The organism is Streptomyces sp. NPDC016309 (genome assembly GCF_043077235.1).
In the GTDB taxonomy this organism is placed as follows: Bacteria; Actinomycetota; Actinomycetes; order Streptomycetales; family Streptomycetaceae; genus Streptomyces.
The window spans coordinates 347,765-369,971 of the sequence record NZ_JBIBSG010000001.1; the positions used below are offsets into that span (position 1 = coordinate 347,765).

A 22,207-nucleotide genomic window follows, 5' to 3' on the forward strand; every position below is an offset into this window, starting at 1 on the left:
ACGGCCGAGGCCACCGGGACCGCCGGGGCCACCGGCGCCCCGGAGACCGCCCCGGCCGCCGCCGAGGCGACCGAGGCCATGACCGAGACTGCGGCCGAGGCCGGTACGGCCCCGGCCGGCGACGCCACCGAGGCCGCCGCCAAGGCGACCGAGGCGGCCGAGGCCACCGCGACCGCCGCCACCGCGGCCGACGCCGTGGCGACCGTCAAGGACTCCCCGGCCGACGAGCCCGCGGCCACCCCCGCCGCGGCCCCCGAGGACGCCCGTCCCGCGACGCTCACCAAGGAGCCCGCCACCGGCGACGCCGGGAACGCGGGCGGGTCCGGGGGCACCCCCCGGATCGCCAAGGAGGACGGCGACGCCGCCGAGCCGATCCGGGCGATCCCCGTCCGTCACTACGGCCGCTACGTCAGCGGCGCCCTCGTGCTGGCCGTCCTGGTCTGGCTGGTGTCCGCCTTCGCCGGCGGCAACGTCCGCTGGGCGACCGTCGGCGACTACATCACCGACGGCGACATCCTGGCCGGCGCCGGCCGGACCCTGATGATCAGCGTCATCTCGATGGTCATCGGTCTGGTGCTCGGCGTCGTCCTGGCCGTGATGCGGATGTCCAAGAACCCGGTCACCGGTAGTGTCTCCTGGCTCTTCATCTGGTTCTTCCGGGGCACCCCGGTCTACGTCCAGCTACTGCTCTGGTACAGCCTGTCGCTGATCTTCCCCTACTTCGAGATCCCGTTCATCTACAAGGACGAGATGTCGGACGTCATGACCCCGCTGGTCGTGGCGCTGCTGGGCCTGGGCCTCAACGAGGGCGCCTACATGGCGGAGATCGTCCGCGCCGGTATCCAGTCGGTCGACGAGGGCCAGACGGAGGCCGCGCACGCGCTCGGCATGACCCAGGCGCAGACCATGCGCCGCGTGGTGCTGCCGCAGGCCATGCGGGTGATCATCCCGCCGACCGGCAACGAGTTCATCAACCTGCTGAAGACCTCGTCGCTGGTGGCCGTGGTCTCGTACCCCGACCTGCTGCGCAGCGCGCAGATCATCTCGGGCCGTACGTACGCGGTGATGGAGATGCTGTTCGTGGCCTCCTTCTGGTACCTGACGCTGACCAGCATCTTCAGCGTCGGCCAGTACTACCTGGAGCGGCGTTACGCCCGCGGCTCGCTGCGTGACCTCCCCCAGACCCCATGGCAGAAGGTCAAGGCCAATCTGTCCACCCTGCGACGCCCGGAGGTGGCGCGATGACCGCCATGGTGAAGGCCGAGGGCGTGCACAAGTCCTACGGCGCGGCCCACATCCTCAAGGGGATCGACCTGGAGGTGGCGCCCGGTGAGGTGTTCTGCCTCATCGGCCCGTCCGGGTCCGGCAAGTCGACCTTCCTGCGGTGCATCAACCACCTGGAGAAGGTCAACGCCGGCCGGCTGTACGTCGACGGCGAGCTGGTCGGCTACCGCCAGAAGGGCGACAAGCTGTACGAGCTGAAGGACAGCGAGGTCGCGCTCAAGCGCCGGGACATCGGCATGGTCTTCCAGCGCTTCAACCTGTTCCCGCACATGACGGCTGTCGAGAACGTCATGGAGGCTCCGGTCCAGGTCAAGGGCGAGTCCAAGGCCGTGGCCCGCGAGCGGGCGCTGAAGCTGCTGGACCGGGTGGGGCTGGGCGACAAGTCCGGCAACTTCCCCTCCCAGCTCTCCGGCGGCCAGCAGCAGCGGGTGGCCATCGCCCGGGCGCTGGCGATGGAGCCGAAGCTGATGCTCTTCGACGAGCCGACGTCGGCGCTCGACCCGGAGCTGGTGGGCGACGTGCTGGACGTGATGCGGGACCTGGCCGAGTCGGGCATGACGATGGTCGTCGTCACGCACGAGATGGGCTTCGCCCGTGAGGTCGGCGACTCGCTGGTCTTCATGGACGGCGGGGTGGTGGTCGAGTCCGGTCACCCGCGGGACGTCCTGACCAACCCGCAGCAGGACCGGACGAAGGCGTTCCTGTCGAAGGTGCTGTAAGGACGGGGGAAGGGGCGGTACGGGACTCCTCCCGTACCGCCCCTTCCCGTGCTCCCGGCTACCTCAGCGCCAGCACCAGCGCGTCCGACGGCGAGGACCACACGGCCCGCGCCTCGGCGAACCCGGCCTCCCGGAGGGTGCGCGCGTGCCATTCCAGGGAGGGCGTGTCGCCCTCGGCGTGCTCGCCGTAGAGGGCGAAGCGCTCGGCGGTCGGCGCGGCCAGGACCGGGTCCTCGGCGGCCAGCTCCCACCAGGCGGCCCAGTCGAGCGCGCCGGCCTCCCTGGCGCGGTCCATGGCGGCGTGCCGGTGGGCGCGCTCGGCGGCGTTGATGCGGGGCGTGGTCGCGTCGCGCATGTGGTCGGCGTTCATGAACACGCCGCCCTCCCGGACGAGCCCGCCGAGCTGTCCGTACAGCGCGGCCAGGGGCTCGGTGCGGAGCCAGTGCAGGGCGGTGGCGGTGAGGACGGCGTCGTACGCGTCGTACGGCAGGGCCGCGGTCCAGCGCGGATCGGTGAGGTCGGCCCGTACGAAGGTCACCCGCTCGTCCCCGGCGAAGTACCCCTCGGCGATGGTGAGCAGGGCCGGGTCGAGGTCCACGCCCGTGCTCACGGCGTCCGGGAACCGGTCGAACAGCCGCTTGGTGATGCTGCCCGTGCCGCACGCGAGGTCGAGGACCCTCGGCGCGGGGCCGACGAGCGCCTCGACCATGTCGAGCATGACCCGGAACCGCTCCTCGCGGTCGGGCATGTACCACTCCTGCTGCCGGTCCCAGCTGTCCTGCCAGGCCTGCCAGTCGGTTCCCGCCGCCGTCTCCGTCACCACGACCTCCGCCCTCCGTAATACCCTCGTATCAGACCCGTCTCTTACTGAGCCTAAATCGTCGCCGTAAGGACTACAAGTGGAACTGGCCTATTACTCGGACTACGCCGTACGTCTGGTCAACACCGAGGAGCCGGCGCGCAACAAGGACTCCCTGACCTCCGTGGAGGTGGTCCGCGATCTGTTCGGCGAGGCCTCGCAGATGGCGCGGCGCGCCACCGACGCGGACGTCACCCGGTTCCGCTCGGTGCGGGCGCGGCTGCGGGCGGTCTTCACCGCGGCCGACGCGGGCGACCAGACGCGGGCCGTGGACCTGCTCAACTCACTGCTGCTGGAGTTCCCGGTCAGCCCGCAGATCTCCGGCCACGACTTCCTCGACGACGAGGGCCGGCCGCGCTGGCACATGCACCTCGCCGACCACCCGTCCAACGCGACCGCCGGGTACGCGGCGATCGCCGCCATGGGCCTGGCCTTCCACCTGACCGAGTTCGGCGCCGACCGGCTCGGGCTGTGCCAGGCGGCGCCGTGCCGCAACGCGTACCTGGACACCTCCACCAACCGGTCCCGGCGCTACTGCTCGGACCGCTGCGCCACGCGCGCGAACGTCGCCGCCTACCGGGCCCGCAAGCGCCTGGAGACGGAGCGGTCGGCGAGCACCGGCCGCACCGCCGAGACCAGCCAGGAGAGCACCACCCCGGCCGACCGCTGACGCCCCGGCCGTATCCCCCGGTACCGCGCCCGCACCCGTCCCAGCACCAGGTCCGGCGGGACGGGGCCGAAGGCACGGCTGTCCACGGCCTCGACGGCCCGGTTGTCCCCCAGCACCCACCAGCCGCCGTCGCGCCGCTCCACCAGGCGCTTGACGATCAGCAGGTCCTGCTGGAGGGGATGCCGCAGCACGGCCACGTCCCCGGCCCGCAGCGGCGCCCCGTAGTGCACCAGCAGCTGGTCGCCGTGGTGCAAGGTGGGCACCATCGACGGCCCCGTCACCTCGGCGATCCCGAACGCCACCTTCGGCCCCCGCCCCTGCTCGGGGCCCCGCTCCGTCATCCGGCACACCTCCCGTACCTTCGTGGACCTTCGTGGACCTTCCTGGACCTTCCTCCACGAGTCCCATGGTCACCCTGGACTTTTGTCGTAAGCCCATGGGGGCACCCGCGAAAAGCCGTCTGTCACGGAGTAATGTCCCACCTGAGAAGACGATCACGAGGAAGGACAGCTCAATGCTCTCCCGCCTGTTTGCCCCGAAGGTGAAGGTCAGCGCGCACTGCGACCTCCCCTGCGGTGTCTACGACCCCGCCCAGGCCCGTATCGAGGCCGAGTCGGTCAAGGCCACCCAGGAGAAGATGCAGGCGAACGACGACCCGCACTTCCAGGCCCGCGCCACGGTCATCAAGGAGCAGCGCGCGGAGCTCGCCAAGCACCACGTCTCGGTGCTCTGGAGCGACTACTTCAAGCCCCCGCACTTCGAGAAGTACCCGGAGCTGCACCAGCTGGTCAACGACGCCCTGAAGGCCCTCTCGGCCGCCAAGGCGTCCACCGACCCGGCGACGGGGCAGAAGGCGCTGGACCACATCGCTCAGATCGACAAGATCTTCTGGGAGACCAAGAAGGCCTGAGCCGCTCCTCCAGCGGCACAGCGCGATCCAGCGACGGCCCGGCCCGGGCGGCGACTCCGGGGCCGGGCCGCCGTGCGTCCGGGCTCAGGACGCGGCGGGGGCGGTGTGGGCCCAGGTGAGGAGCGGGTGGGTGCGGCCGTTGCCGCGTACGGTCACGGGCGGCTCGGCGGTGAGGCGGAAGCCGGCCGCGCGGGCGACGGCCGCGCTCGCGGTGTTGTCCGGCTCGATCAGGAGGACCACCCGGGGCAGGCCCAGCACCTCGTGGGCGTGGCGGGTCAACAGGCGGGTGGCCCCGGCGGCGAGGCCCCGGCCGCGGTGGGCGGCGCCCACGGCGTACCCGATGGCGCCCTGGCCGACGCCGAGCAGGACCTCGCCCAGCGGGGGGCCGCCGTGCTCGGTGATCGCCAGATGGAGCCGGGTGCCGTCGGCGCGGGTGCGGCGGATCATCGCCAGGTAGGCGGTCGCCGCGGCCCGGTCGAAGGGGGAGGCGAGGGGCGTGCGCTGGGCGACGTCGGGCTCGTCGAACAGCTCGCTCATGGCGGGGAGGTCCGCGTCCGTCCATTCGCGCAGCACGAGGTGGCCGTCGGTGAGGGAGGCAGGGGTGGGGGGCACGGGCGGCTTCCGGGGTCAGGCGGCGTGGGTGAGGGGGCTGCCGTGGCGGAGGAGCCACTGGCGGTACGCCGAGGTGCGGAGTGCCGCTTCGCGGTAGGCGGCCGCGAGGTCGGCGTACAGCAGGTCGGTGCGGGCCGGTTCCCGGTACGCCGGGCCGCCGGCGTCATCGGGGTCCGGCCCGGGGCGGCTGTAGAGCAGCAGGCGCACCGCCAGCGGGTCGCCCCGTAACGGCCGTATCGCCATGTCGTCGCGCGGCCCCGACGTCGGCTGGCAGGGCGCCACGACCTCACCGGCCACGATGAGGGACGCGGCCGTGTGGTAGTCGCCGTGCAGGACGGGCGGGTCGATGCCGGCCGCCCCCAGTACCCGGCGCAGCCCGTCCCACTCGCCGTCCACGGTGGGGTCGACCATCCAGCGGTCACCGGCCAGGTCGGTGAGTTCGACGACGGGCGCGGCGGCGGCCGGGTGGTCCCGCGCCATGGAGATGAACTGCGGCTCCCGCTCGACCAGGACGCGCCGCTCCAGCCCGTCCGGTACGCGCAGCGGGCAGCCCTCGACCTCGTGGACGAACGCCACGTCGAGCCGCCCGGCCGCCAGGGCCCGCAGCAGGGCGCCCGCCGAGACGTCCATGTGCAGGGTGATGTCCGTGCCGGGCAGCCGGTCCCGCAGCCGCCGCAGCCAGCCCGCCAGCGCCCGGCTCGCGGTGGAGCCGACGCGCAGCCGGGCGCCGTCGGCGCGGGAGGCGGCCGCCCTGGTCTCGGTGACGAGCGCGGCCATCTGGGTCACCAGGGGGCGGGCGCGGCTGAGCACCGCGTGGCCCAGCGGGGTGGGCCGGCACCCGGTGCGCTCGCGCGCGAACAGTTCGGCGCCCAGGGCGTGTTCGATGCGCCGTAGCTGCGTCGTCAGGGACGGCTGGCTGACGCCGAGCAGGCGGGCGGCCTTGTGCAGACTGCCCGTGTCGGCGATGGCGCACAGCGCCCGCAGGTGCCTCACCTCCAGCTCCATGCCCCGAGAGTAAGGCGGTTGACGGCCGAACCACCAGATACGGAAGGGGACTTGGGGCCGGGTGATGCGCCGGTGCTATCGCCCGCTGACATCATCCGTACGGGACGCCGACTCCCCGACACTCTCCCCAACCGAACGGCCCACCCAGCCGTTCAGGATCACGAGGAGCCCCCCATGAGACACCCCAAGGCCGTGCTGTCGGCTGCCCTGAGCCTCGCCGCCGCCCTGGCCGCCGTACCGGCCGCGACCGCCACCGCCGCCCCCGCATCCGCGTCCGCCCCGGTGGCCGCCTCCGCCCCGGTGCCGTCGTCGTACGCGGCGTACGCCGGTTCCGCCGAGGAGGCCAGGGCCAACCGGGCCTTCTTCGAGGCGGTCATGGAGTCGGTCGCCGAGAAGCGCGCCGCGAACCCCGGCGCCCTGGCCGTCACCGTCGTCTACTCGTCGACAGGCGCCCCGAGTTTCCGCACCCAGATAGCCCGCTCCACCCAGATCTGGAACAGCTCCGTCAGCAACGTGAAGCTCCAGGAGGGCAGCAACCCGGACTTCCGGTACTACGAGGGCAACGACTCCCGCGGTTCGTACGCCAGCACCGACGGCCACGGCCGGGGCTACATCTTCCTCGACTACCGGCAGAACCAGCAGTACAACTCCACGCGCGTCACCGCCCACGAGACCGGTCACGTCCTCGGGCTGCCCGACCACTACTCCGGGCCGTGCAGCGAACTGATGTCCGGCGGCGGGCCCGGCACGTCCTGCCAGAACGCCCAGCCGAACACCCAGGAACGCGCCCGCGTCGACTACCTGTGGCGCAACGGCCTGGCGGCCGCCGTGGCCCCGGTGTCCTGACCCTCGCCACACCCCGGTGGGCCCGCGGCGAGCCGCCCCGGGCCCGCCTCCGGGGGCCGTACCGGAAGGTCAGGCCGCGGCCCCGGCGCCCTCCAGGAGGGTGCGGCCGAACCGGGTCCCCGGCGGCAACTGGCGCAGGATGCGGTCGAGGGCGTGGTCGACGTCCCCGCCGGCCAGGCCCGATTCGTACGCCGCTCCCCCGCAGTGCAGGGTGAGCTGGAGGTCCACCCGCTCGGGCGAGCCGTCGGACAGGGCTTCGCCCAGCGCCAACAGGCAACTGAGCGTGGCCCGTTGGGCGTCACCGTCGAGGAGGACCGGCAGCGGCAGGTCCCACTCCAGTACGCAGCCGGCCAGGGGCAGGCCGCCGTTCTCCTCCGCCGCGCTCAGCGCGTCCAGGCGCGCGCCCGCGTACTCCACGCCCCTGACGCGGGTGGCGATCCGCCGCCCATCCGCCGTGATCGCGATCGCTTCCGCACCGCGGCGGTCCCGGTACCAGCCGGTCCAGACTTCCGTCGACTCCGATGACATGGCGCGGACTGTAGCGCTACGACCGCCCCCGGCGTGCGCCGGTCACCCCAGGAGCCGGACTTCATCCGGTCTTGGCGCCCTTGCCCGGGTCGTCCTCCCTCTCCGCCGCGGTGTACCGCACGCACACGGGGTTGTGGCAGGGCCGTGGGCGCCACACCGGGACCCAGGCTCCGAGCACCTTGTGTCGTTCGATGGCCGTACCGACAGGCTGTCCGCAGGCCGGGCACACGGGCTCGCGCGCGGCCTGCGGGCGGCGGACGGTTCGGCGTCCTTCGCTGCCCATACCCCCAGGGTAGGACGGTTCCGGGATGCGGGACAGGCTCCGGTCACCGCTCGCGGCCGCACCGGCGGACCGGGGTGCGGGACAGGCCCCCGTCCCCGCTCGCGGCCGCACCGGCGGCCGGAGGCCACCCGGCGGCCCGCCCTCCGGGCCGGGCCGGCTCGTGCCCGCCCGGTGGGCATCCGCCACCGGGCGGGCACGGGGCACGGTCGGCCTCAGCGCCAGCGGCTGACCTCCACGTTCTCCAGGACGCCGAGGGCGTCCGGCACCAGGATGGCCGCCGAGTAGTAGGCGGTGACCAGGTAGGAGATGATCGCCTGCTCGTCGATGCCCATGAAGCGGACCGACATGCTGGGCTCGATCTCGTCCGGGATGCCGGTCTGGTGGAGGCCGATGACGCCCTGGTCCTCCTCGCCCGTACGCATGCAGAGGATGGAGGTCGTACGCGCCTCGGAGACCGGGATCTTGCTGCACGGGAAGATCGGCACGCCGCGCCAGGCCGGGATCTGGTGGCCCGCCACCTCCACCGAGCCGGGCACCAGCCCCCGCTTGTTGCACTCGCGGCCGAACGCGGCGATGGCGCGCGGGTGGGCGAGGAACATCTTGTTGCCGCGGCGGCGGGAGAGCAGCTCGTCCATGTCGTCCGGGCCGGGCACGCCGTCGTGCGGCTGGAGCCGCTGCCCGTAGTCGCAGTTGGCGAGCAGCCCGAACTCCTTGTTGTTGATGAGCTCGTGCTCCTGGCGCTCGCGCAGCGCCTCGACCGTGAGCCGCAACTGCTGCTCGGTCTGGTTCATCGGCTGGTTATAGAGGTCGGCGACCCGGCTGTGCACCTTCAGTACCGTCTGGGCCACGCTCAGTTCGTACTCGCGCGGCGAGGCCTCGTAGTCGACGTAGGTGTGCGGGACGACCGCCTCGCCGACGTGGCCGGCCGACAGGTCGATGGCCTTCTCGCCGTACTTGTTGGTGCGCTGGTGCGGCAGGGAGGCCAGCGCGGCCAGGTGCCCGGCCAGCGACTGGGCGCGCTCGGCCAGGTTGGTGACGTCGGCGCGGGTGAGCTCCAGCACGGTGCAGGCGGTCGCGGCGCGGGCCGTCCACTCCCAGGTGGCGTCCCGGTCGGCCAGGCACGCGTCGCCGAAGTACGCCCCGTCGGCGAGGACGCCGAGCACCGCCTCGTCCCCGTACGGCCCGGTGCCGACCTGCTCGACCCGGCCGTGCGCCAGCAGGAACACCCGGTCGGTCTGCGCGCCGGCCTCGGCGATCACCTGGCCGGGCGCGAACTCCCGCTGCGCGCAGCGCTGCGCCAGCTCCGTGAGCGCGGCGTCGTCCTCGTAGGAGCGGAGGGCCGGCAGTTCCCGCAGCTCGTTCGGGATCACGGCGACCTGCTCACCGGTCTGGACGAAGGTGACCCGGCCGTCACCCACCGCGTAACTGAGTCGCCGGTTCACCCGGTACGTACCACCCTGCACCTGCACCCACGGCAGCATCCGCAGCAGCCACCTGGAGGTGATCTCCTGCATCTGCGGCACCGACTTGGTGGTGGTCGCCAGGTTCCGCGCGGCGGCCGTGCCGAGACTCTGCTGCGGCCGCCCTACCTCGTCGCGGACTTCCTCGCCAACCGAACCAACCGACATGAACATCCCTCTCGACCATGAACCGACCTTCAGAGGAAAAGCCTTTCATCACGGTGTGTGGCGGCGCCATTACACAAAAGAGCGAGACTGGATCTTTCACCCACTGGGCATGACAGGGATTTCGCCCTCCCCAGCAGCCTCACCCGTCGCTGTCCGGATCGGCTCGCACGCCATCCGAACACCGCGAACACCCCATGACCCGTTCCCGCCGGCGGGGTAGCACCCCGGCACGGCACAACCAGAAGGAGGCGGCGTGGCCCCACCCATGTCCGCGAACGGCTTTCTCGACGCGCTGCGCGACGAAGGCCTCACGGTCGTCGAGGTCGGCGACTGGCGCACCCACAACCGCAACCACAAGGGCCCCTGGGGGCCGGTGCACGGTGTGATGATCCACCACAGCGTCACCGAGGGCAGCGACCACACCGTGGATCTCTGCCGCAAGGGCCGCCCGGGCCTCCCGGGCCCGCTCTGCCACGGCGTGATCACCAAGGACGGCCGCGTCCACCTGGTCGGCTACGGCCGTGCCAACCACGCCGGTCCGGGCGACCGGGACGTGCTGCGCGCCGTGATCGCCGAGAAGGCGCTGCCGCACGACAACCAGACGAACGCCGACGGCAACACCCACTTCTACGGCTTCGAGTGCGAGAACCTCGGCGACGGCGAGGACCCGTGGCCCGAGGCGCAGCTGCTGGCCATCGAGAAGGTGGCGGCGGCCATCTGCCGCCGGCACGGCTGGACGGCCCGCTCGGTCATCGGCCACCTGGAGTGGCAGCCGGGCAAGGTCGATCCGCGCGGCTTCTCCATGAACACCATGCGGGCACGCGTCGAGGAACGGCTGAAGTGACAATGGCCGGGTGAACGCGCTGCCCCCGTCCTCCCTCGGTCCCCGGCTCCCCTCCCCCCTGGAGCCGGTGGAGGACGAGCGCTTCACCCGGCACGGCGTGCGGCTGCTGCTCAAGCGCGACGACCTGATCCACCCGGACCTGCCCGGCAACAAGTGGCGCAAGCTCGCACCCAACCTGACCGCCGCGGCCGGGCGCCCGGTGCTCACCTTCGGCGGCGCCTACTCCAACCACCTGCGCGCCACGGCCGCCGCCGGCCGGCTGCTGGGCTTCCCCACCACCGGGGTGGTGCGCGGCGAGGAGCTCGCGGACCGGCCCCTGAACCCGTCGCTCGCGCGGTGCGCGGCGGACGGGATGCGGTTGCTGTTCGTGGACCGCGCCACGTATCGCGCGAAGGGCGATCCGGAGGTGCTGGCGCGCCTCCTGGGCGAGGCCCCGCCGGACAGCGTCGTCGTCCCCGAGGGCGGCAGCAACGCGCTCGCGGTGCGCGGCTGCGCCGAACTGGGGCGCGAGCTGGCCGCGCGGGGCGTGGACGTGGCGGCGGTCGCGTGCGGGACGGGCGGCACGCTCGCCGGGCTGGCGGCGGGGCTGGGCGCCGGCCGCCGCGCGCTCGGCGTACCGGTCCTCCGGGGCGGGTTCCTGGGCGGAGAGATACGGGCCCTCCAGGAGGCGGCGTTCGGCGGGCCGGCGGGCGACTGGAGCCTGGACGAGCGGTTCCACTTCGGTGGCTACGCCCGTACCGCGCCGGCCCTGGAGGCGTTCGCCGCCGACTTCGGGGCGCGGCACGGGGTCGCCGTCGAGCGCATATATGTCGCCAAAATGCTGTACGGGCTCGTCACGCTCGCCGGGGAGGGAGCCTTCCCACCGGGGACCGTCCTCGCCGCGGTCGTCACCGGCCGTCCGGACCCCGTTCAGCCGTCGGCGGCCTCGCGGTAGGCGGCCGCCTCCTCCAGGTCCAGCCGGCGCAGCAGGGTGCGCATCATCTCGTCGTCGATGCGCCGCTCGTCGCGCAGCCGGACGAAGACCTCGCGTTCCGCTTCGATCATCTCGCGGGCGAGCCGCCGGTAGGTGTCGTCCGCCGACTCGCCGGTGACCGGGTTGGCCGCGCCGAGCCGCTCCCAGACCGCGTTGCGGCGCCGCTCCAGGACGGTGCGGAGCCGGTCGGCGAGCGGCTGCGGCAGGGCGTTGTGCTCGTCGGTCAGGAGCTGCTCCAGGCGCTCCTCGGCCGCCCGGGACGCCTCGCTCTGCGCCTGGGCCTCGGCGAGCGTCTCGGCCTGGGTGTCCCGGCCGGGCAGCTTCAGCGCCCGGAGCAGCGGCGGCAGGGTGAGGCCCTGTACGACCAGGGTGCCGATGACCGTGGTGAACGTCAGGAACAGCACCAGGTTCCGGGCCGGGAAGGCCTCCCCCGCCGTACTGACGGGAATGGAGAAGGCGATCGCCAGGGACACCACGCCCCGCATCCCGGCCCAGCCGACGATCACCGGTGCGGTCCGGTCGACGGCGGGCTCACGCTCCCGCACCCGGCGCGACAGCGCCCGCGGCAGGTAGGTGGCGGGGAAGACCCAGACGAACCGGACGACGACCACCGCGGCGAACACACCGGCCGCGTAGAGGGCGGCCTCCCCCGTCCCGTACGTGCCGAGCTCCCGCACCACGTGGGGCAGCTGGAGCCCGATCAGCGCGAAGACGGACGTCTCCAGCACGAAGGCGACCATCTTCCACACGGCCTCCTCCTGGAGGCGGGTGGCGAAGTCGACCTGCCAGGAGCGGTGCCCCAGGTAGAGGGCCACCACGACGACGGCGAGGACGCCGGAGGCGTGGACGCGTTCGGCGGCCGCGTAGGCGACGAACGGGATCAGCAAGGACAGGGTGTTCTGCAGCAGCGGTTCGCGCAGCCAGCGGCGCAGCCAGTGGATGGGCACCATCAGCACCAGGCCGACGCCGATCCCGCCGAGCGCCGCGAGGGCGAACTCACCGATCCCGCCGGCCCAGCTCACGCCCTCCCCGACGGCCGCCGCGAGCGCCACCTTGTACGCGGTGATCGCGGTCGCGTCGTTCACCAGGGACTCGCCCTGGAGGATCGTGGTGATCCGGCCGGGCAGTCCCAGGCGGCGGGCGATGGCGGTGGCGGCCACCGCGTCCGGCGGGGCGATCACCGCGCCCAGCACCAGGGCGGCGGTCAGCGGCAGGTCGGGCACCATCAGGTGGGCGAGCCAGCCGACGGCGAGGGTCGCGAACAGCACGTACCCGACCGACAGCAGGGCGACCGGACGGATGTTGGCCCGCAGGTCCAGGTAGGAGGAGTCCAGGGCGGCGGTGTGCAGCAGCGGCGGCAGCACCAGCGGCAGCACGACGTGCGGGTCCAGGGTGTAGTCCGGCACCCCGGGCACGTACGAGGCGGCCAGCCCGGCGGCGACCAGCAGCAGCGGTGCCGGAACCGGCGTCAGCCGGGCCGCGCCGGCGATCACGGCGCTCACCGCGACCAGGGCCACCAGTGACAGTACGTCCATCGTCTCCCCACTCCCGGGCGGGACGGCCGTGCGCGTTCCGCCCCGGCTCCACCCGTGATCACCGACCACCGAGGCCCCGCCTCGGTACCCTGGCCATCATGCGTGAGTGTCTGCACCTGGCCGAACTGCCACGTCCCGAGCCCGTCCCGCTGTCGGACACCTGTCCGGAGTGCGCCGCCGACGGCACGCACCCGGTGCAGCTCCGGCTGTGCCTGCTGTGCGGGCACGTCGGGTGCTGCGACTCCTCGGCCGGCCGGCACGCGACGGGGCACTTCGAGGAGACCGGTCATCCGGTGATGCGGACGTACGAACCCGGTGAGAAGTGGCGTTGGTGCTTCGTCGACGGTTCGATCGTGTGACGTCTGGGTACGTCAACCCTCCGCCGGTTTCTCGCGATTGGGCCCCGCACGACACTAGCCACTGAGCGTACCCATGTGCTTACCATGAGTGACAGGCGCCGGACCGGGGGTCCCGGCGACACGGCACCATGGATCGCGATAGCGTCACGGCGGACTACGCACACCTGCGTACCGCACCGGTTCCGCGGAGGATCTGCCTTCCCGGAGCCCCGAAAGAGCTTGTGCCACCTTGGAGGTGAGGGTGTCCCAGATCGCAGGCGAGCCCGGGACCCAGGACTTCGTGGAAGTCCGGCTGCCCGCTGCGGGTGCCTACCTGTCCGTGCTGCGTACGGCCACGGCCGGTCTCGCGGCGCGTTTGGACTTCACCCTCGACGAGATCGAGGACTTGCGCATCGCGGTCGACGAGGCATGCGCGATCCTGCTCCAGCAAGCGGTGCCCGGCTCGGTCCTGAGCTGCGTGTTCCGCCTCGTCGACGACTCCCTGGACGTCACGGTCTCGGCGCCCACCACCGACGGCAGGGCGCCGGAGCGGGACACGTTCGCCTGGACGGTGCTCTCGGCGCTGGCCGGCAAGGTCGACTCGTCCGTCGCCGACGACCGGACGGTCTCCATCAGCCTGTACAAACAGCGCGGCGCGGGACCCGGGCCGGCGTGAGGAACGGGGACGGTCCGGTGCGAGACGAGGAGCGCGGCCCACGGGCACTGAGCTCGGTCCCGGAACAGCAGGCGCGGCCGCACCCGGTGGACGGTCTTTTGGATGAGCGGGCGGACCGGATGAACGAGCAGCAGCAGAACCACCACGATCCGAACGACCGCAGTGGCGCGAAGGCCCTGTTCGTGCGGCTGCGCTCACTGCCGGACGGTTCGCCCGAGCGGGCCGAGCTGCGCAACCGGCTCGTGCGGATGCATCTGCCGCTGGTCGAGCATCTGGCGCGCCGGTTCCGCAACCGCGGTGAGCCGCTGGACGACCTGACGCAGGTCGCCACGATCGGCCTGATCAAGTCCGTCGACCGCTTCGACCCCGACCGGGGCGTGGAGTTCTCCACGTACGCGACCCCGACCGTGGTCGGCGAGATCAAGCGCCACTTCCGCGACAAGGGCTGGGCGGTGCGGGTGCCCCGCCGCCTCCAGGAGCTGCGCCTCTCCCTGACCACGGCCACCGCGGAGCTCTCGCAGCAGCACGGCCGCTCCCCGACCGTGCACGAGCTCGCCGAGCGCCTCGGGATCTCGGAGGAGGAGGTCCTGGAGGGCCTGGAGTCGGCGAACGCGTACTCGACGCTCTCGCTGGACGTCCCGGACACGGACGACGAGTCCCCGGCGGTCGCCGACACCCTCGGGGCGGAGGACGAGGCGCTGGAGGGAGTCGAGTACCGCGAGTCGCTCAAGCCGCTGCTGGAGGACCTGCCGCCGCGCGAGAAGCGCATCCTGCTGCTGCGGTTCTTCGGCAACATGACCCAGTCGCAGATCGCCCAGGAGGTCGGCATCTCGCAGATGCACGTCTCGCGTCTGCTGGCCCGCACGCTGGCGCAGCTGCGCGAGAAGCTCCTCGTGGAGGAGTGACCTCCGGCTCCGGCACCCGGGTTCCCTCGGCGGCCCGGCCCCGCGATGCCCCGGGGTCAGGCGCGGGGCCGGATGCCCAGGGCCCGGGTGGTGGCCGGGTGGACCAGCAGGACCAGTCCGGTGACCGCGGCGGCCGCCAGGGCGATGCCGGCCGGGACGGCGGCGCCGGAGGACCGGAGGAGCGTCCAGGCCACCGGCACGGCCATGAGCTGGGTGATGATCGCCGGCCCGCGGCTCCAGCTACGGCAGCGCAGCAGCCCGCGGGCGGCGGCGAGCGGGATCAGGCCGAGCGCGACGAGCGTGGCGCCGCCGGTGAGCGCCTGCGTCAGGTCGTCCGGCCGGCCCGTGAGGCTCGTCACGAGCAGGTAGGCGCCGCCCGCGAGCAGGGCGAGCGCCTCCAGCGCGGCCACGGCCGCGGCGCCGGTCACCCGGCCCGGGCGGGAGGCGGAAGGGGAGGGGGTGGCGGGGGTCTGCTCCGTACTGCTCACCCCCGCAGGGTAGCCCGCCGGGCGCGTCCGGCCCGTGGACAGGGGCGGGGACCCACTGCGCCGGGTACCGCGCGGTAGGTAACCTGGCGGGCATGCGCGCACTCCTCGTGGTCAATCCGGCAGCCACCACCACCAGTGCCCGCACCCGTGACGTACTGATCCACGCGCTGGCCAGCGAGATGAAGCTGGAGGCGGTCACGACGGAGTACCGTGGGCACGCCCGTGACCTCGCGCGCCGGGCCGCCGACTCCCAGGACATCGAGCTGGTCGTCGCCCTCGGCGGTGACGGCACGGTCAACGAGGTCGTCAACGGTCTGCTGCACCACGGCCCCGATCCCGACCGGCTTCCGCACCTGGCGGTGGTGCCCGGCGGGTCCACCAATGTCTTCGCCCGCGCGCTGGGCCTGCCCAACGACGCGGTCGAGGCGACGGGCGTGCTGCTGGACGCGTTGCGCGAGCGCCGCGACCGGACGGTCGGTCTGGGGCTGGCGGCGGGGACGCCCGGTACCGAGGACGAGTCCGTTCCGGCCCGCTGGTTCACGTTCTGTGCCGGTTTCGGATTCGACGCCGGTGTGATCGGCCGGGTCGAGCAGCAGCGGGAGCGCGGCAAGAGATCGACCCACGCGCTCTACATCCGGCAGGCCGTCCGTCAGTTCCTGGACGAGCCGCGCCGGGGCCGCGGTGCGATCACGCTGGAGCGCCCGGGCCACGACCCGGTCCACGACCTCTCGCTGTCCATAGTCTGCAACACCGCCCCCTGGACCTACCTGGGGAATCGTCCCGTGTACGCGTCGCCCGGGGCGTCCTTCGACACCGCGCTCGACGTGCTCGCGCTGAGCCGGCTGTCGACCGCTTCGGTGGCGCGGTACGCGACCCAGTTGCTGACGTCCAGCCCGGAGCGCGGACCCCAGGGCAAGCACGCCCTCTCCCTGCACGACCTGACCGACTTCACCTTGCATTCGAAGGTGCCGCTGCCCTTCCAGATGGACGGAGACCACCTGGGTCTGCGCAGCAGCGTGACGTTCACAGGCGTTCGTCGTGCACTGCGTGTGATTGTGTGAGTGGAAGGGCCCTTGGTCCTTTATCTCGAACGTATGGGCCAGGGTCCACCCCATAGAAGTACGGCTGTGACCTAGCCGACACCGAGGAATCAAAAAAAACTTTCCAGAAGGGGTTGTATCCGCAGCCGAGGTTTGCGAATCTCTACATGGCGATCGGGACGGCCCGCAAGACCGGCCTCCAGTGAGAGCCAGAACCCCTCCTCAAATCCAGGACCACACCAGTTCATCTGGCGTTCGGCCCTTCACTTGTTGGGGGATTCGTGAAAGCGTTCACATTCACAAGCACCGTGCATGCAACACCAAGGAGAGGTAGCAGCCATGGACTGGCGTCACAACGCCGTTTGTCGTGAGGAAGACCCCGAGCTGTTCTTCCCCATCGGCAACACCGGTCCTGCGCTGCTGCAGATCGAGGAAGCCAAGGCTGTCTGCCGACGCTGCCCCGTCATGGAGCAGTGCCTGCAGTGGGCGCTCGAGTCCGGCCAGGACTCCGGCGTCTGGGGTGGCCTCAGCGAGGACGAGCGTCGCGCCATGAAGCGCCGCGCCGCCCGCAACCGGGCGCGTAACGCCAGCGCCTGAGCGACGCCACCGCTACGAGCCTGAGCCAGGCGGCGCGTACAGCGTGTACGCACTGACCCGCCTCCCGAGCCGCAGCGCGCAGCAGTAACCCAAAGCGTTCGAGCCCCGGACCGTTTTCCACGGTCCGGGGCTCGCTGCTGTCCTCCCGCCCGGCCCCGGCCGGCCTCGCCGGCCGCCCGGCCGCGTCCGCCGCTACTTCTGCGTCCGGACCGGGACGTCGAGCACGACCCGGGTGCCGCCTCCCGGGGCGGGCTGCATGTCGAACGTGCCGCCCAACTCCCCCTCCACCAGGGTCCTTACGATCTGGAGGCCCAGGTTGCCGGCGCGCTGCGGGTCGAAGCCCTCGGGCAGGCCGCGGCCGTCGTCCTGGACGGTGATCAGCAGGCGGGCGTCGCGGGCGCGCGGGTCGCCGCGTACCGCCGAGACCTCGACCGTGCCGCGTTCGGCCGGGGCGAAGGCGTGCTCCAGGGCGTTCTGGAGGATCTCGGTGAGGACCATCGAGAGCGGGGTGGCGACCTCGGCGTCGAGGATGCCGAAGCGGCCGTTGCGGCGGCAGGTGACCTTGCCGGGCGAGATCTCGGCGACCATCGAGATCACCCGGTCGGCGATCTCGTCGAACTCGACCCGCTCGTCGAGGTTCTGCGACAGCGTCTCGTGCACGATGGCGATCGAGCCGACGCGCCGCACCGCCTCGTTGAGCGCCTCGCGGCCGTGGTCGGAGTCCATCCGGCGGGCCTGGAGGCGCAACAGGGCGGCCACGGTCTGGAGGTTGTTCTTCACCCGGTGGTGGATCTCCCGGATGGTGGCGTCCTTGGTGATCAACTCACGCTCGCGGCGCCGCAGTTCGGTGACGTCCCGGAGCAGGACCAGGGAACCGATCCGGGTCCCCTTGGGCTTGAGCGGGATGGCCCGTAGCTGGATGACGCCGCCGTTGCCCTCGACCTCCGCCTCCCGCGGGGCGTACCCGCTGGCCAGCTTGACCAGGGCCTCGTCCACCGGGCCCCGGGAGGGGGCGAGTTCGGCGGTGATCTGGCCGAGGTGCTGGCCGACGAGGTCGGCGGCGAGGCCGAGGCGGTGGTAGGCGGAGAGCGCGTTGGGCGAGGCGTACTGCACGACGCCGTCCGCGTCGAGCCGGATCAGGCCGTCACCGGCGCGCGGCGAGGCATCCATGTCGACTTGTTGACCGGGGAAGGGGAAGGTCCCGGCGGCGATCATCTGCGCCAGGTCGGAGGCGGACTGGAGGTAGGTCAGCTCCAGCCGGCTGGGGGTGCGGACGGTGAGCAGGTTGGTGTTGCGGGCGATCACTCCCAGTACCCGGCCCTCGCGGCGTACGGGGATGGACTCGACGCGCACCGGGACCTCCTCGCGCCACTCCGGGTCGCCCTCGCGCACGATCCGGCCCTCGTCGAGCGCGGCGTCGAGCAGCGGACGGCGGCCGCGCGGGACGAGGTGGCCGACCATGTCGTCCTGGTAGGAGGTGGGTCCGGTGTTGGGCCGCATCTGGGCGACCGAGACGTACCGGGTGCCGTCGAGGGTGGGGACCCACAGGACGAGGTCGGCGAAGGAGAGGTCGGAGAGCAGCTGCCACTCCGACACCAGCAGGTGGAGCCATTCGAGGTCGGACTCGCTGAGTGCGGTGTGCTGGCGTACGAGATCGTTCATGGAGGGCACGTGTGCGAGCGTACCCGCGGTCCCGAGCCTGGTGTTCTGCCGGTCGGTGAGGGAGTATGGGTGATGGATTATCGATCGCGGCCCGATGGACAGACCGGATTGGTCTAGTCCACAATGCGACAACACATGCTTCCGCCCTCCCCGCACAGGAGGGTGGATCGAGGTACCCGGCGCTCTCTGCCCTGACTGCGCCGAGTCCTCCACACGGCCGGGGGACCGCACACCCACGGCCGGGAAACTCCGGGCTGCGGTGCCGGACGGGTTGAGGGTCCCGTCCTGGCGCCGCGGCCCGCGGGTGTTTCCGGGGGCGGGAGCCGCCGGCTGCGGGCGCGTCACGGAGCGGGAGCCGCCGCCGGACACCCAGGTGCGTCACGGGGCGGGAGCCGCCGCCTCCCGTCCGGGCCACGCCCGCATGGCCGCCTCGGCCACCGCCTCCAGCTCCTCCTTGGTCGCGCCGTCCCGCGCCTGCTGGGACATGCCCTGGAGGACCGCCCCGCTGAAGCGGGCCAGCGCCCGGGCGTCCGTGTCCGGCGGGAGCAGACCGGCCGCCATGTCGGCGCGGATCCGGGACTCGACGGCCGCCAGGTTCGCGTTGCGGCGGTCGCGGAGGGAGTCGGCCACCTCGGGGGTACCGCAGTTGAGCGCCGCCGAGATCATCAGGCAGCCGCGCGGGTGCGCCGGGTCGGTGAACTCCGTCGCCGCCTCGCGCAGCATCCGGGCGACGCCCGCCCGGGTCGTGGGCTCACCGTCCAGCGCGCGCCGCGCGTAGGAGCCGTACGACTCCGCGTACACGGTCACGACCTCGTCGAAGAGCGCCCGCTTGTCACCGAAGGCGGCGTAGAGGCTCGGCGCGCCGATGCCCATGACCCGGGTCAGGTCGGCCACCGACGTCGTCTCGTAGCCGTGCTCCCAGAAGGCCATCGTCGCCCGCTCCAGGGCCGTGGCACGGTCGAAGGAGCGGGGGCGGCCGCGTCGTGTCGTCGCCATGGGAAGCATTTTATAGCGCCCGCTAAAAAATCTCTGCTACGGTCTTTCTGTAACGATCACTAGAGAAAAAAGGGGGGGGCGTTTTCCATGGGCGCGCTCACGGGCAGGACGGCACTGGTCACCGGCGGCAGCCGGGGCATCGGGCGGGGCATCGCGGAGCGGCTCGGGCGCGACGGGGCGCTCGTCGCCGTCCACTACGGCAGCAACGAGACGGCCGCGAAGGAGACCGTCGCCGCGATCGAGGAGGCCGGCGGCTCGGCGTTCGCGATCGGGCAGGAGCTGGGCGTGCCGGGGGACGCGGAGGGGCTGTGGGCCGCGTTCGACCGGCATGCGGAAGGGCTGGACATCCTCGTCAACAACGCGGGCATCACGGCTCCGGCGCCGTTCGCGGAGATCGACGAGGCGGGGTTCGACCAGGTCTTCGCGGTCAACACCAAGGCGCCGTTCTTCGTGACCCGGGAGGGGCTCGGGCGGCTGCGGGACGGCGGCCGGATCATCAACATCTCGACGGGGCTCTCACGGGCGGCGCTGATGCCGGAGCACCTGACGTACGCGATGAGCAAGGGTGCGCTGGACCTGTTCACGTCGTACCTGGCGAAGGTGCTCGGGCCCCGGGGGATCACGGTCAACACCGTGGCGCCCGGCATCGTCGACACGGACATCAACGCGGGCTGGCTGCGGGGCGACGACGAGGCGCGGGCGCGGGCGGCGGCGTACTCCGCCCTGGGGAAGGTCGGCACACCGTCGGACATCGCGGACGTGGTGGCGTTCCTGGCGTCGGACGGGGCGCGGGCGGTGACGGGGCACTGGATCGACGCGACGAACGGCTCCCTGCCGTAACCCCGGCCGGGGCGCTCAGCGCGTCTCGGTGACCTTGGCGAGGGCGCGGGGCGCGTCGGGGTCCTGGCCGCGGGCGATGGTGACCTCATGGGCCAGGAGCTGGAGCGGCAGGATCTCCAGGATGGGCTGGAGCTCCTCCGGGAGCCCTTCCGTGGGCAGGACGAAGCCGGCGGAGGCGGCCTCGACCTGGGGGGCGGGGCCGATGACCACCAGGTCGGCGCCGCGGCCGCGGAGGCGGTCCAGGACGGGCTGGAGGGCGGCGCCGCCCTTGCCGTCGGGGACGACCGCGATGACCGGGGAGATGTTGTCCACCATGGCGAGCGGGCCGTGCAGCAGGTCGGCGCCGGAGTAGGCGAGGGCGGGGATGTAGCTGGTCTCCATCAGCTTCAGCGCGGCTTCCTTGGCCGTGGGGTAGCCGTAGCCGCGCGAGGTGATCACCATGCGTTCGGCGAAGCGGTAGCGGCCGGCCAGGGCCTGGACCTCCGGGCGGCGCTCCAGGACGCGGGCCGCCAGGTCGGGGACGGCACGGGCGGTGGTCTCGCCGGCGCCGCCGCGCAGCCCCTCGACCAGCAGGTAGAGGGCCAGCAGCGAGGCGGTGTACGTCTTGGTCGCGGGCAGCGCCTTCTCGGGGCCGGCCAGGATGTCGATGTGGTGCTCGGAGACGGCCGCGAGGGGCGAGTCGGCGTTGTTGGTGACGGCGAGCGTGATCGCGCCGGCCTCACGGGCCGCCTTGGTGGAGGCGACGAGGTCGGGTGAGCCGCCGGACTGGCTGACCGTGATGACCAGGACGTCGGTGAGGTCGGGCCGGGCCCCGTAGGCGGTGGTCGTCGACATGGAGGTCAGCCCGCAGGGCAGGCCGAGCCGGATCTCCAGCAGGTACTTGGCGTACAGGGCGGCGTTGTCGGACGTCCCGCGCGCGGTCAGCAGGACGAACCGGGGGCGGCGGGCGGCGATCGCCCCGGCCACGGAGCGGATCGCCGGCGCGCCCCGCTCCAGGATCCGGCGCAGCACGGCAGGCTGCTCCGCCATCTCACCCGACATGATCCGGCCCGGCTGCTCGCTCATGCGCACCAGTCGAGCACGGACGCTCCGGAAGCCGCCAGTCGGAGGGCCCGTTCTGCTAGATTGGTCTATACCACATACGTTCTCGAGAGGGCAGGCCCAGCGTGGAAGTTGTCATCGTCCAGGACGCCGAGGCGGGCGGCGAGCTCATCGCCGAAGGCATCGCCGCTCTTCTGCGCCGCAAGCCGGACGCGCTGCTCGGCGTGGCCACCGGCTCCACCCCGCTGCCCATCTACGACGCGCTGACCGCCAAGGTCCGGTCGGGAGCGGTGGACGTCTCCCGCGCCCGGATCGCCCAGCTCGACGAGTACGTGGGGCTGCCGGCCGGGCACCCGGAGTCGTACCGCTCCACCGTGCTGCGCCAGGTCGTCGAGCCGCTGGGCCTGGGCCCCGAGGCCTTCCTGGGCCCGGACGGCTCGGCCGAGGACGTACAGGCGGCGTGCGAGGCGTACGACAGGGCGCTGGCCGAGGCAGGCGGCGTCGACCTCCAGATACTGGGCATCGGCACCGACGGGCACATCGGATTCAACGAGCCCTGCTCCTCGCTCGCCTCCCGTACCCGGATCAAGACGCTGACCGAGCAGACCCGCGTCGACAACGCGCGGTTCTTCGAGGGCGACATCGACCAGGTGCCCCACCACGTCATCACGCAGGGCATCGGCACCATCCTGGAGGCCCGCCACCTGGTCCTCCTCGCCACCGGCGAGGGCAAGGCCGAGGCCGTCGCCCAGACCGTCGAGGGCCCGGTCGCCGCGGTGGTGCCCGCCTCCGCGCTCCAGCTCCACCCGCACGCCACGGTGGTGGTCGACGAGGCGGCCGCCGCCAAGCTGAAGCTCGCGGACTACTTCCGCCACACCTACGCCAACAAGCCCTCCTGGCAGGGCATCTGAGCGCTCCCCCGGCGGGC

General features: G+C 72.4%; 25 protein-coding genes. 14 read left to right on the plus strand and 11 right to left on the minus strand.

Going from position 1 to position 22,207, the window contains the following annotated elements; genetic code table 11:
- Positions 1–339 precede the first annotated feature (339 nt).
- Both ACF068_RS01500 and ACF068_RS01505 read left to right on the plus strand, forming a co-directional pair.
- Entirely contained in the window at positions 340–1,245 is a 906-nt protein-coding gene (locus tag ACF068_RS01500; RefSeq protein ID WP_392272670.1) for an amino acid ABC transporter permease, read from the plus strand.
- The gene (locus ACF068_RS01505) at positions 1,242–2,003 is read left to right on the plus strand and encodes an amino acid ABC transporter ATP-binding protein (protein ID WP_392272113.1); all 762 of its coding nucleotides are present in this window, start codon (positions 1,242–1,244) and stop codon (positions 2,001–2,003) included. Before ACF068_RS01500 ends, ACF068_RS01505 begins: the two co-directional genes overlap by 4 nt.
- 58 nt (positions 2,004–2,061) lie before the next feature.
- On the opposite strand, the gene ACF068_RS01510 is transcribed toward ACF068_RS01505, so the two are convergent.
- Complete coding sequence (locus ACF068_RS01510; protein WP_392272671.1) at positions 2,062–2,823, minus strand: class I SAM-dependent methyltransferase; 762 nt, start codon at positions 2,821–2,823, stop codon at positions 2,062–2,064.
- A gap of 79 nt (positions 2,824–2,902) precedes the next feature.
- On the opposite strand from ACF068_RS01510, the gene ACF068_RS01515 reads away from it, so the two are divergent.
- Complete coding sequence (locus tag ACF068_RS01515) at positions 2,903–3,532, plus strand: CGNR zinc finger domain-containing protein (protein ID WP_392272114.1); 630 nt, start codon at positions 2,903–2,905, stop codon at positions 3,530–3,532.
- Here ACF068_RS01515 and sodX read toward each other — a convergent pair.
- Positions 3,436–3,873: a nickel-type superoxide dismutase maturation protease gene (gene sodX / locus ACF068_RS01520; RefSeq protein WP_392272115.1), complete on the minus strand. Its 438-nt coding sequence runs from the start codon at positions 3,871–3,873 to the stop codon at positions 3,436–3,438. The two genes, ACF068_RS01515 and sodX, sit on opposite strands and share 97 nt — an antisense overlap.
- Positions 3,874–4,046: 173 nt before the next feature.
- Here sodX and sodN point away from each other — a divergent pair, with 173 nt between their 5' ends.
- Positions 4,047–4,442 carry a superoxide dismutase, Ni gene (gene sodN, locus ACF068_RS01525; RefSeq protein WP_392272116.1) on the plus strand — a complete coding sequence of 132 codons (396 nt, stop codon included), beginning with the start codon at positions 4,047–4,049 and terminating at the stop codon, positions 4,440–4,442.
- Between the two features lie 84 nt (positions 4,443–4,526).
- On the opposite strand, the gene ACF068_RS01530 is transcribed toward sodN, so the two are convergent.
- Complete coding sequence (locus ACF068_RS01530; RefSeq protein ID WP_392272117.1) at positions 4,527–5,054, minus strand: GNAT family N-acetyltransferase; 528 nt, start codon at positions 5,052–5,054, stop codon at positions 4,527–4,529.
- Between the two features lie 15 nt (positions 5,055–5,069).
- Positions 5,070–6,059 (minus strand): LysR family transcriptional regulator, encoded by a 990-nt coding sequence (locus tag ACF068_RS01535; RefSeq protein ID WP_392272118.1) that lies wholly within the window; start codon positions 6,057–6,059, stop codon positions 5,070–5,072.
- Between the two features lie 174 nt (positions 6,060–6,233).
- Here ACF068_RS01535 and snpA point away from each other — a divergent pair, with 174 nt between their 5' ends.
- A complete protein-coding gene (snpA, locus tag ACF068_RS01540; RefSeq protein ID WP_392272119.1) occupies positions 6,234–6,905 on the plus strand; it encodes a snapalysin in 672 nt (223 codons plus the stop codon).
- Between the two features lie 69 nt (positions 6,906–6,974).
- Here snpA and ACF068_RS01545 read toward each other — a convergent pair whose 3' ends face one another.
- Positions 6,975–7,433: a DUF6304 family protein gene (locus ACF068_RS01545; protein WP_392272120.1), complete on the minus strand. Its 459-nt coding sequence runs from the start codon at positions 7,431–7,433 to the stop codon at positions 6,975–6,977.
- Between the two features lie 495 nt (positions 7,434–7,928).
- Positions 7,929–9,344, minus strand: coding sequence for a family 2B encapsulin nanocompartment shell protein (locus tag ACF068_RS01550; protein WP_392272121.1), 1,416 nt, complete (start codon positions 9,342–9,344; stop codon positions 7,929–7,931).
- 253 nt (positions 9,345–9,597) lie between these two features.
- Between ACF068_RS01550 and ACF068_RS01555 the strand changes: the two genes are divergently transcribed.
- Positions 9,598–10,188, plus strand: coding sequence for an N-acetylmuramoyl-L-alanine amidase (locus tag ACF068_RS01555; protein ID WP_392272122.1), 591 nt, complete (start codon positions 9,598–9,600; stop codon positions 10,186–10,188).
- A gap of 10 nt (positions 10,189–10,198) precedes the next feature.
- Complete coding sequence (locus ACF068_RS01560; RefSeq protein WP_392272123.1) at positions 10,199–11,122, plus strand: 1-aminocyclopropane-1-carboxylate deaminase/D-cysteine desulfhydrase; 924 nt, start codon at positions 10,199–10,201, stop codon at positions 11,120–11,122.
- Here ACF068_RS01560 and ACF068_RS01565 read toward each other — a convergent pair.
- Positions 11,098–12,696: a Na+/H+ antiporter gene (locus ACF068_RS01565; RefSeq protein WP_392272124.1), complete on the minus strand. Its 1,599-nt coding sequence runs from the start codon at positions 12,694–12,696 to the stop codon at positions 11,098–11,100. The two genes, ACF068_RS01560 and ACF068_RS01565, sit on opposite strands and share 25 nt — an antisense overlap.
- Positions 12,697–12,794: 98 nt before the next feature.
- On the opposite strand from ACF068_RS01565, the gene ACF068_RS01570 reads away from it, so the two are divergent.
- The 3 genes from ACF068_RS01570 (at position 12,795) to ACF068_RS01580 (ending at position 14,615) form a co-directional block, all read left to right on the plus strand.
- Positions 12,795–13,055 (plus strand): UBP-type zinc finger domain-containing protein, encoded by a 261-nt coding sequence (locus ACF068_RS01570; protein WP_392272125.1) that lies wholly within the window; start codon positions 12,795–12,797, stop codon positions 13,053–13,055.
- 241 nt (positions 13,056–13,296) lie between these two features.
- Positions 13,297–13,710, plus strand: coding sequence for a hypothetical protein (locus tag ACF068_RS01575; protein ID WP_064068524.1), 414 nt, complete (start codon positions 13,297–13,299; stop codon positions 13,708–13,710).
- Between the two features lie 17 nt (positions 13,711–13,727).
- The gene (locus ACF068_RS01580; protein WP_392272126.1) at positions 13,728–14,615 is read left to right on the plus strand and encodes an RNA polymerase sigma factor SigF; all 888 of its coding nucleotides are present in this window, start codon (positions 13,728–13,730) and stop codon (positions 14,613–14,615) included.
- Between the two features lie 56 nt (positions 14,616–14,671).
- Here ACF068_RS01580 and ACF068_RS01585 read toward each other — a convergent pair whose 3' ends face one another.
- Positions 14,672–15,103, minus strand: coding sequence for a hypothetical protein (locus tag ACF068_RS01585; protein WP_392272127.1), 432 nt, complete (start codon positions 15,101–15,103; stop codon positions 14,672–14,674).
- A 92-nt stretch (positions 15,104–15,195) separates the two neighbouring features.
- Between ACF068_RS01585 and ACF068_RS01590 the strand changes: the two genes are divergently transcribed.
- Positions 15,196–16,164, plus strand: coding sequence for a diacylglycerol/lipid kinase family protein (locus ACF068_RS01590; RefSeq protein WP_392272128.1), 969 nt, complete (start codon positions 15,196–15,198; stop codon positions 16,162–16,164).
- Positions 16,165–16,482: 318 nt separating this feature from the next.
- A complete protein-coding gene (locus ACF068_RS01595) occupies positions 16,483–16,740 on the plus strand; it encodes a WhiB family transcriptional regulator (protein WP_003953983.1) in 258 nt (85 codons plus the stop codon).
- Positions 16,741–16,932: 192 nt separating this feature from the next.
- Here ACF068_RS01595 and ACF068_RS01600 read toward each other — a convergent pair whose 3' ends face one another.
- A complete protein-coding gene (locus ACF068_RS01600) occupies positions 16,933–18,402 on the minus strand; it encodes a sensor histidine kinase (protein WP_392272672.1) in 1,470 nt (489 codons plus the stop codon).
- Between the two features lie 378 nt (positions 18,403–18,780).
- On the minus strand, positions 18,781–19,398 hold the full coding sequence (locus ACF068_RS01605) for a TetR/AcrR family transcriptional regulator (protein WP_392272129.1): 618 nt from the start codon (positions 19,396–19,398) through the stop codon (positions 18,781–18,783).
- A gap of 87 nt (positions 19,399–19,485) precedes the next feature.
- On the opposite strand from ACF068_RS01605, the gene ACF068_RS01610 reads away from it, so the two are divergent.
- Positions 19,486–20,238, plus strand: a complete 753-nt coding sequence (locus ACF068_RS01610; protein ID WP_392272130.1) for an SDR family oxidoreductase — start codon at positions 19,486–19,488, stop codon at positions 20,236–20,238.
- Positions 20,239–20,253: 15 nt separating this feature from the next.
- Here ACF068_RS01610 and ACF068_RS01615 read toward each other — a convergent pair whose 3' ends face one another.
- Positions 20,254–21,303, minus strand: a complete 1,050-nt coding sequence (locus ACF068_RS01615) for an SIS domain-containing protein (RefSeq protein WP_392272131.1) — start codon at positions 21,301–21,303, stop codon at positions 20,254–20,256.
- A 101-nt stretch (positions 21,304–21,404) separates the two neighbouring features.
- Between ACF068_RS01615 and nagB the strand changes: the two genes are divergently transcribed.
- Positions 21,405–22,190, plus strand: coding sequence for a glucosamine-6-phosphate deaminase (gene nagB / locus ACF068_RS01620; protein ID WP_392272132.1), 786 nt, complete (start codon positions 21,405–21,407; stop codon positions 22,188–22,190).
- The last annotated feature ends 17 nt before the right edge of the window (positions 22,191–22,207 follow it).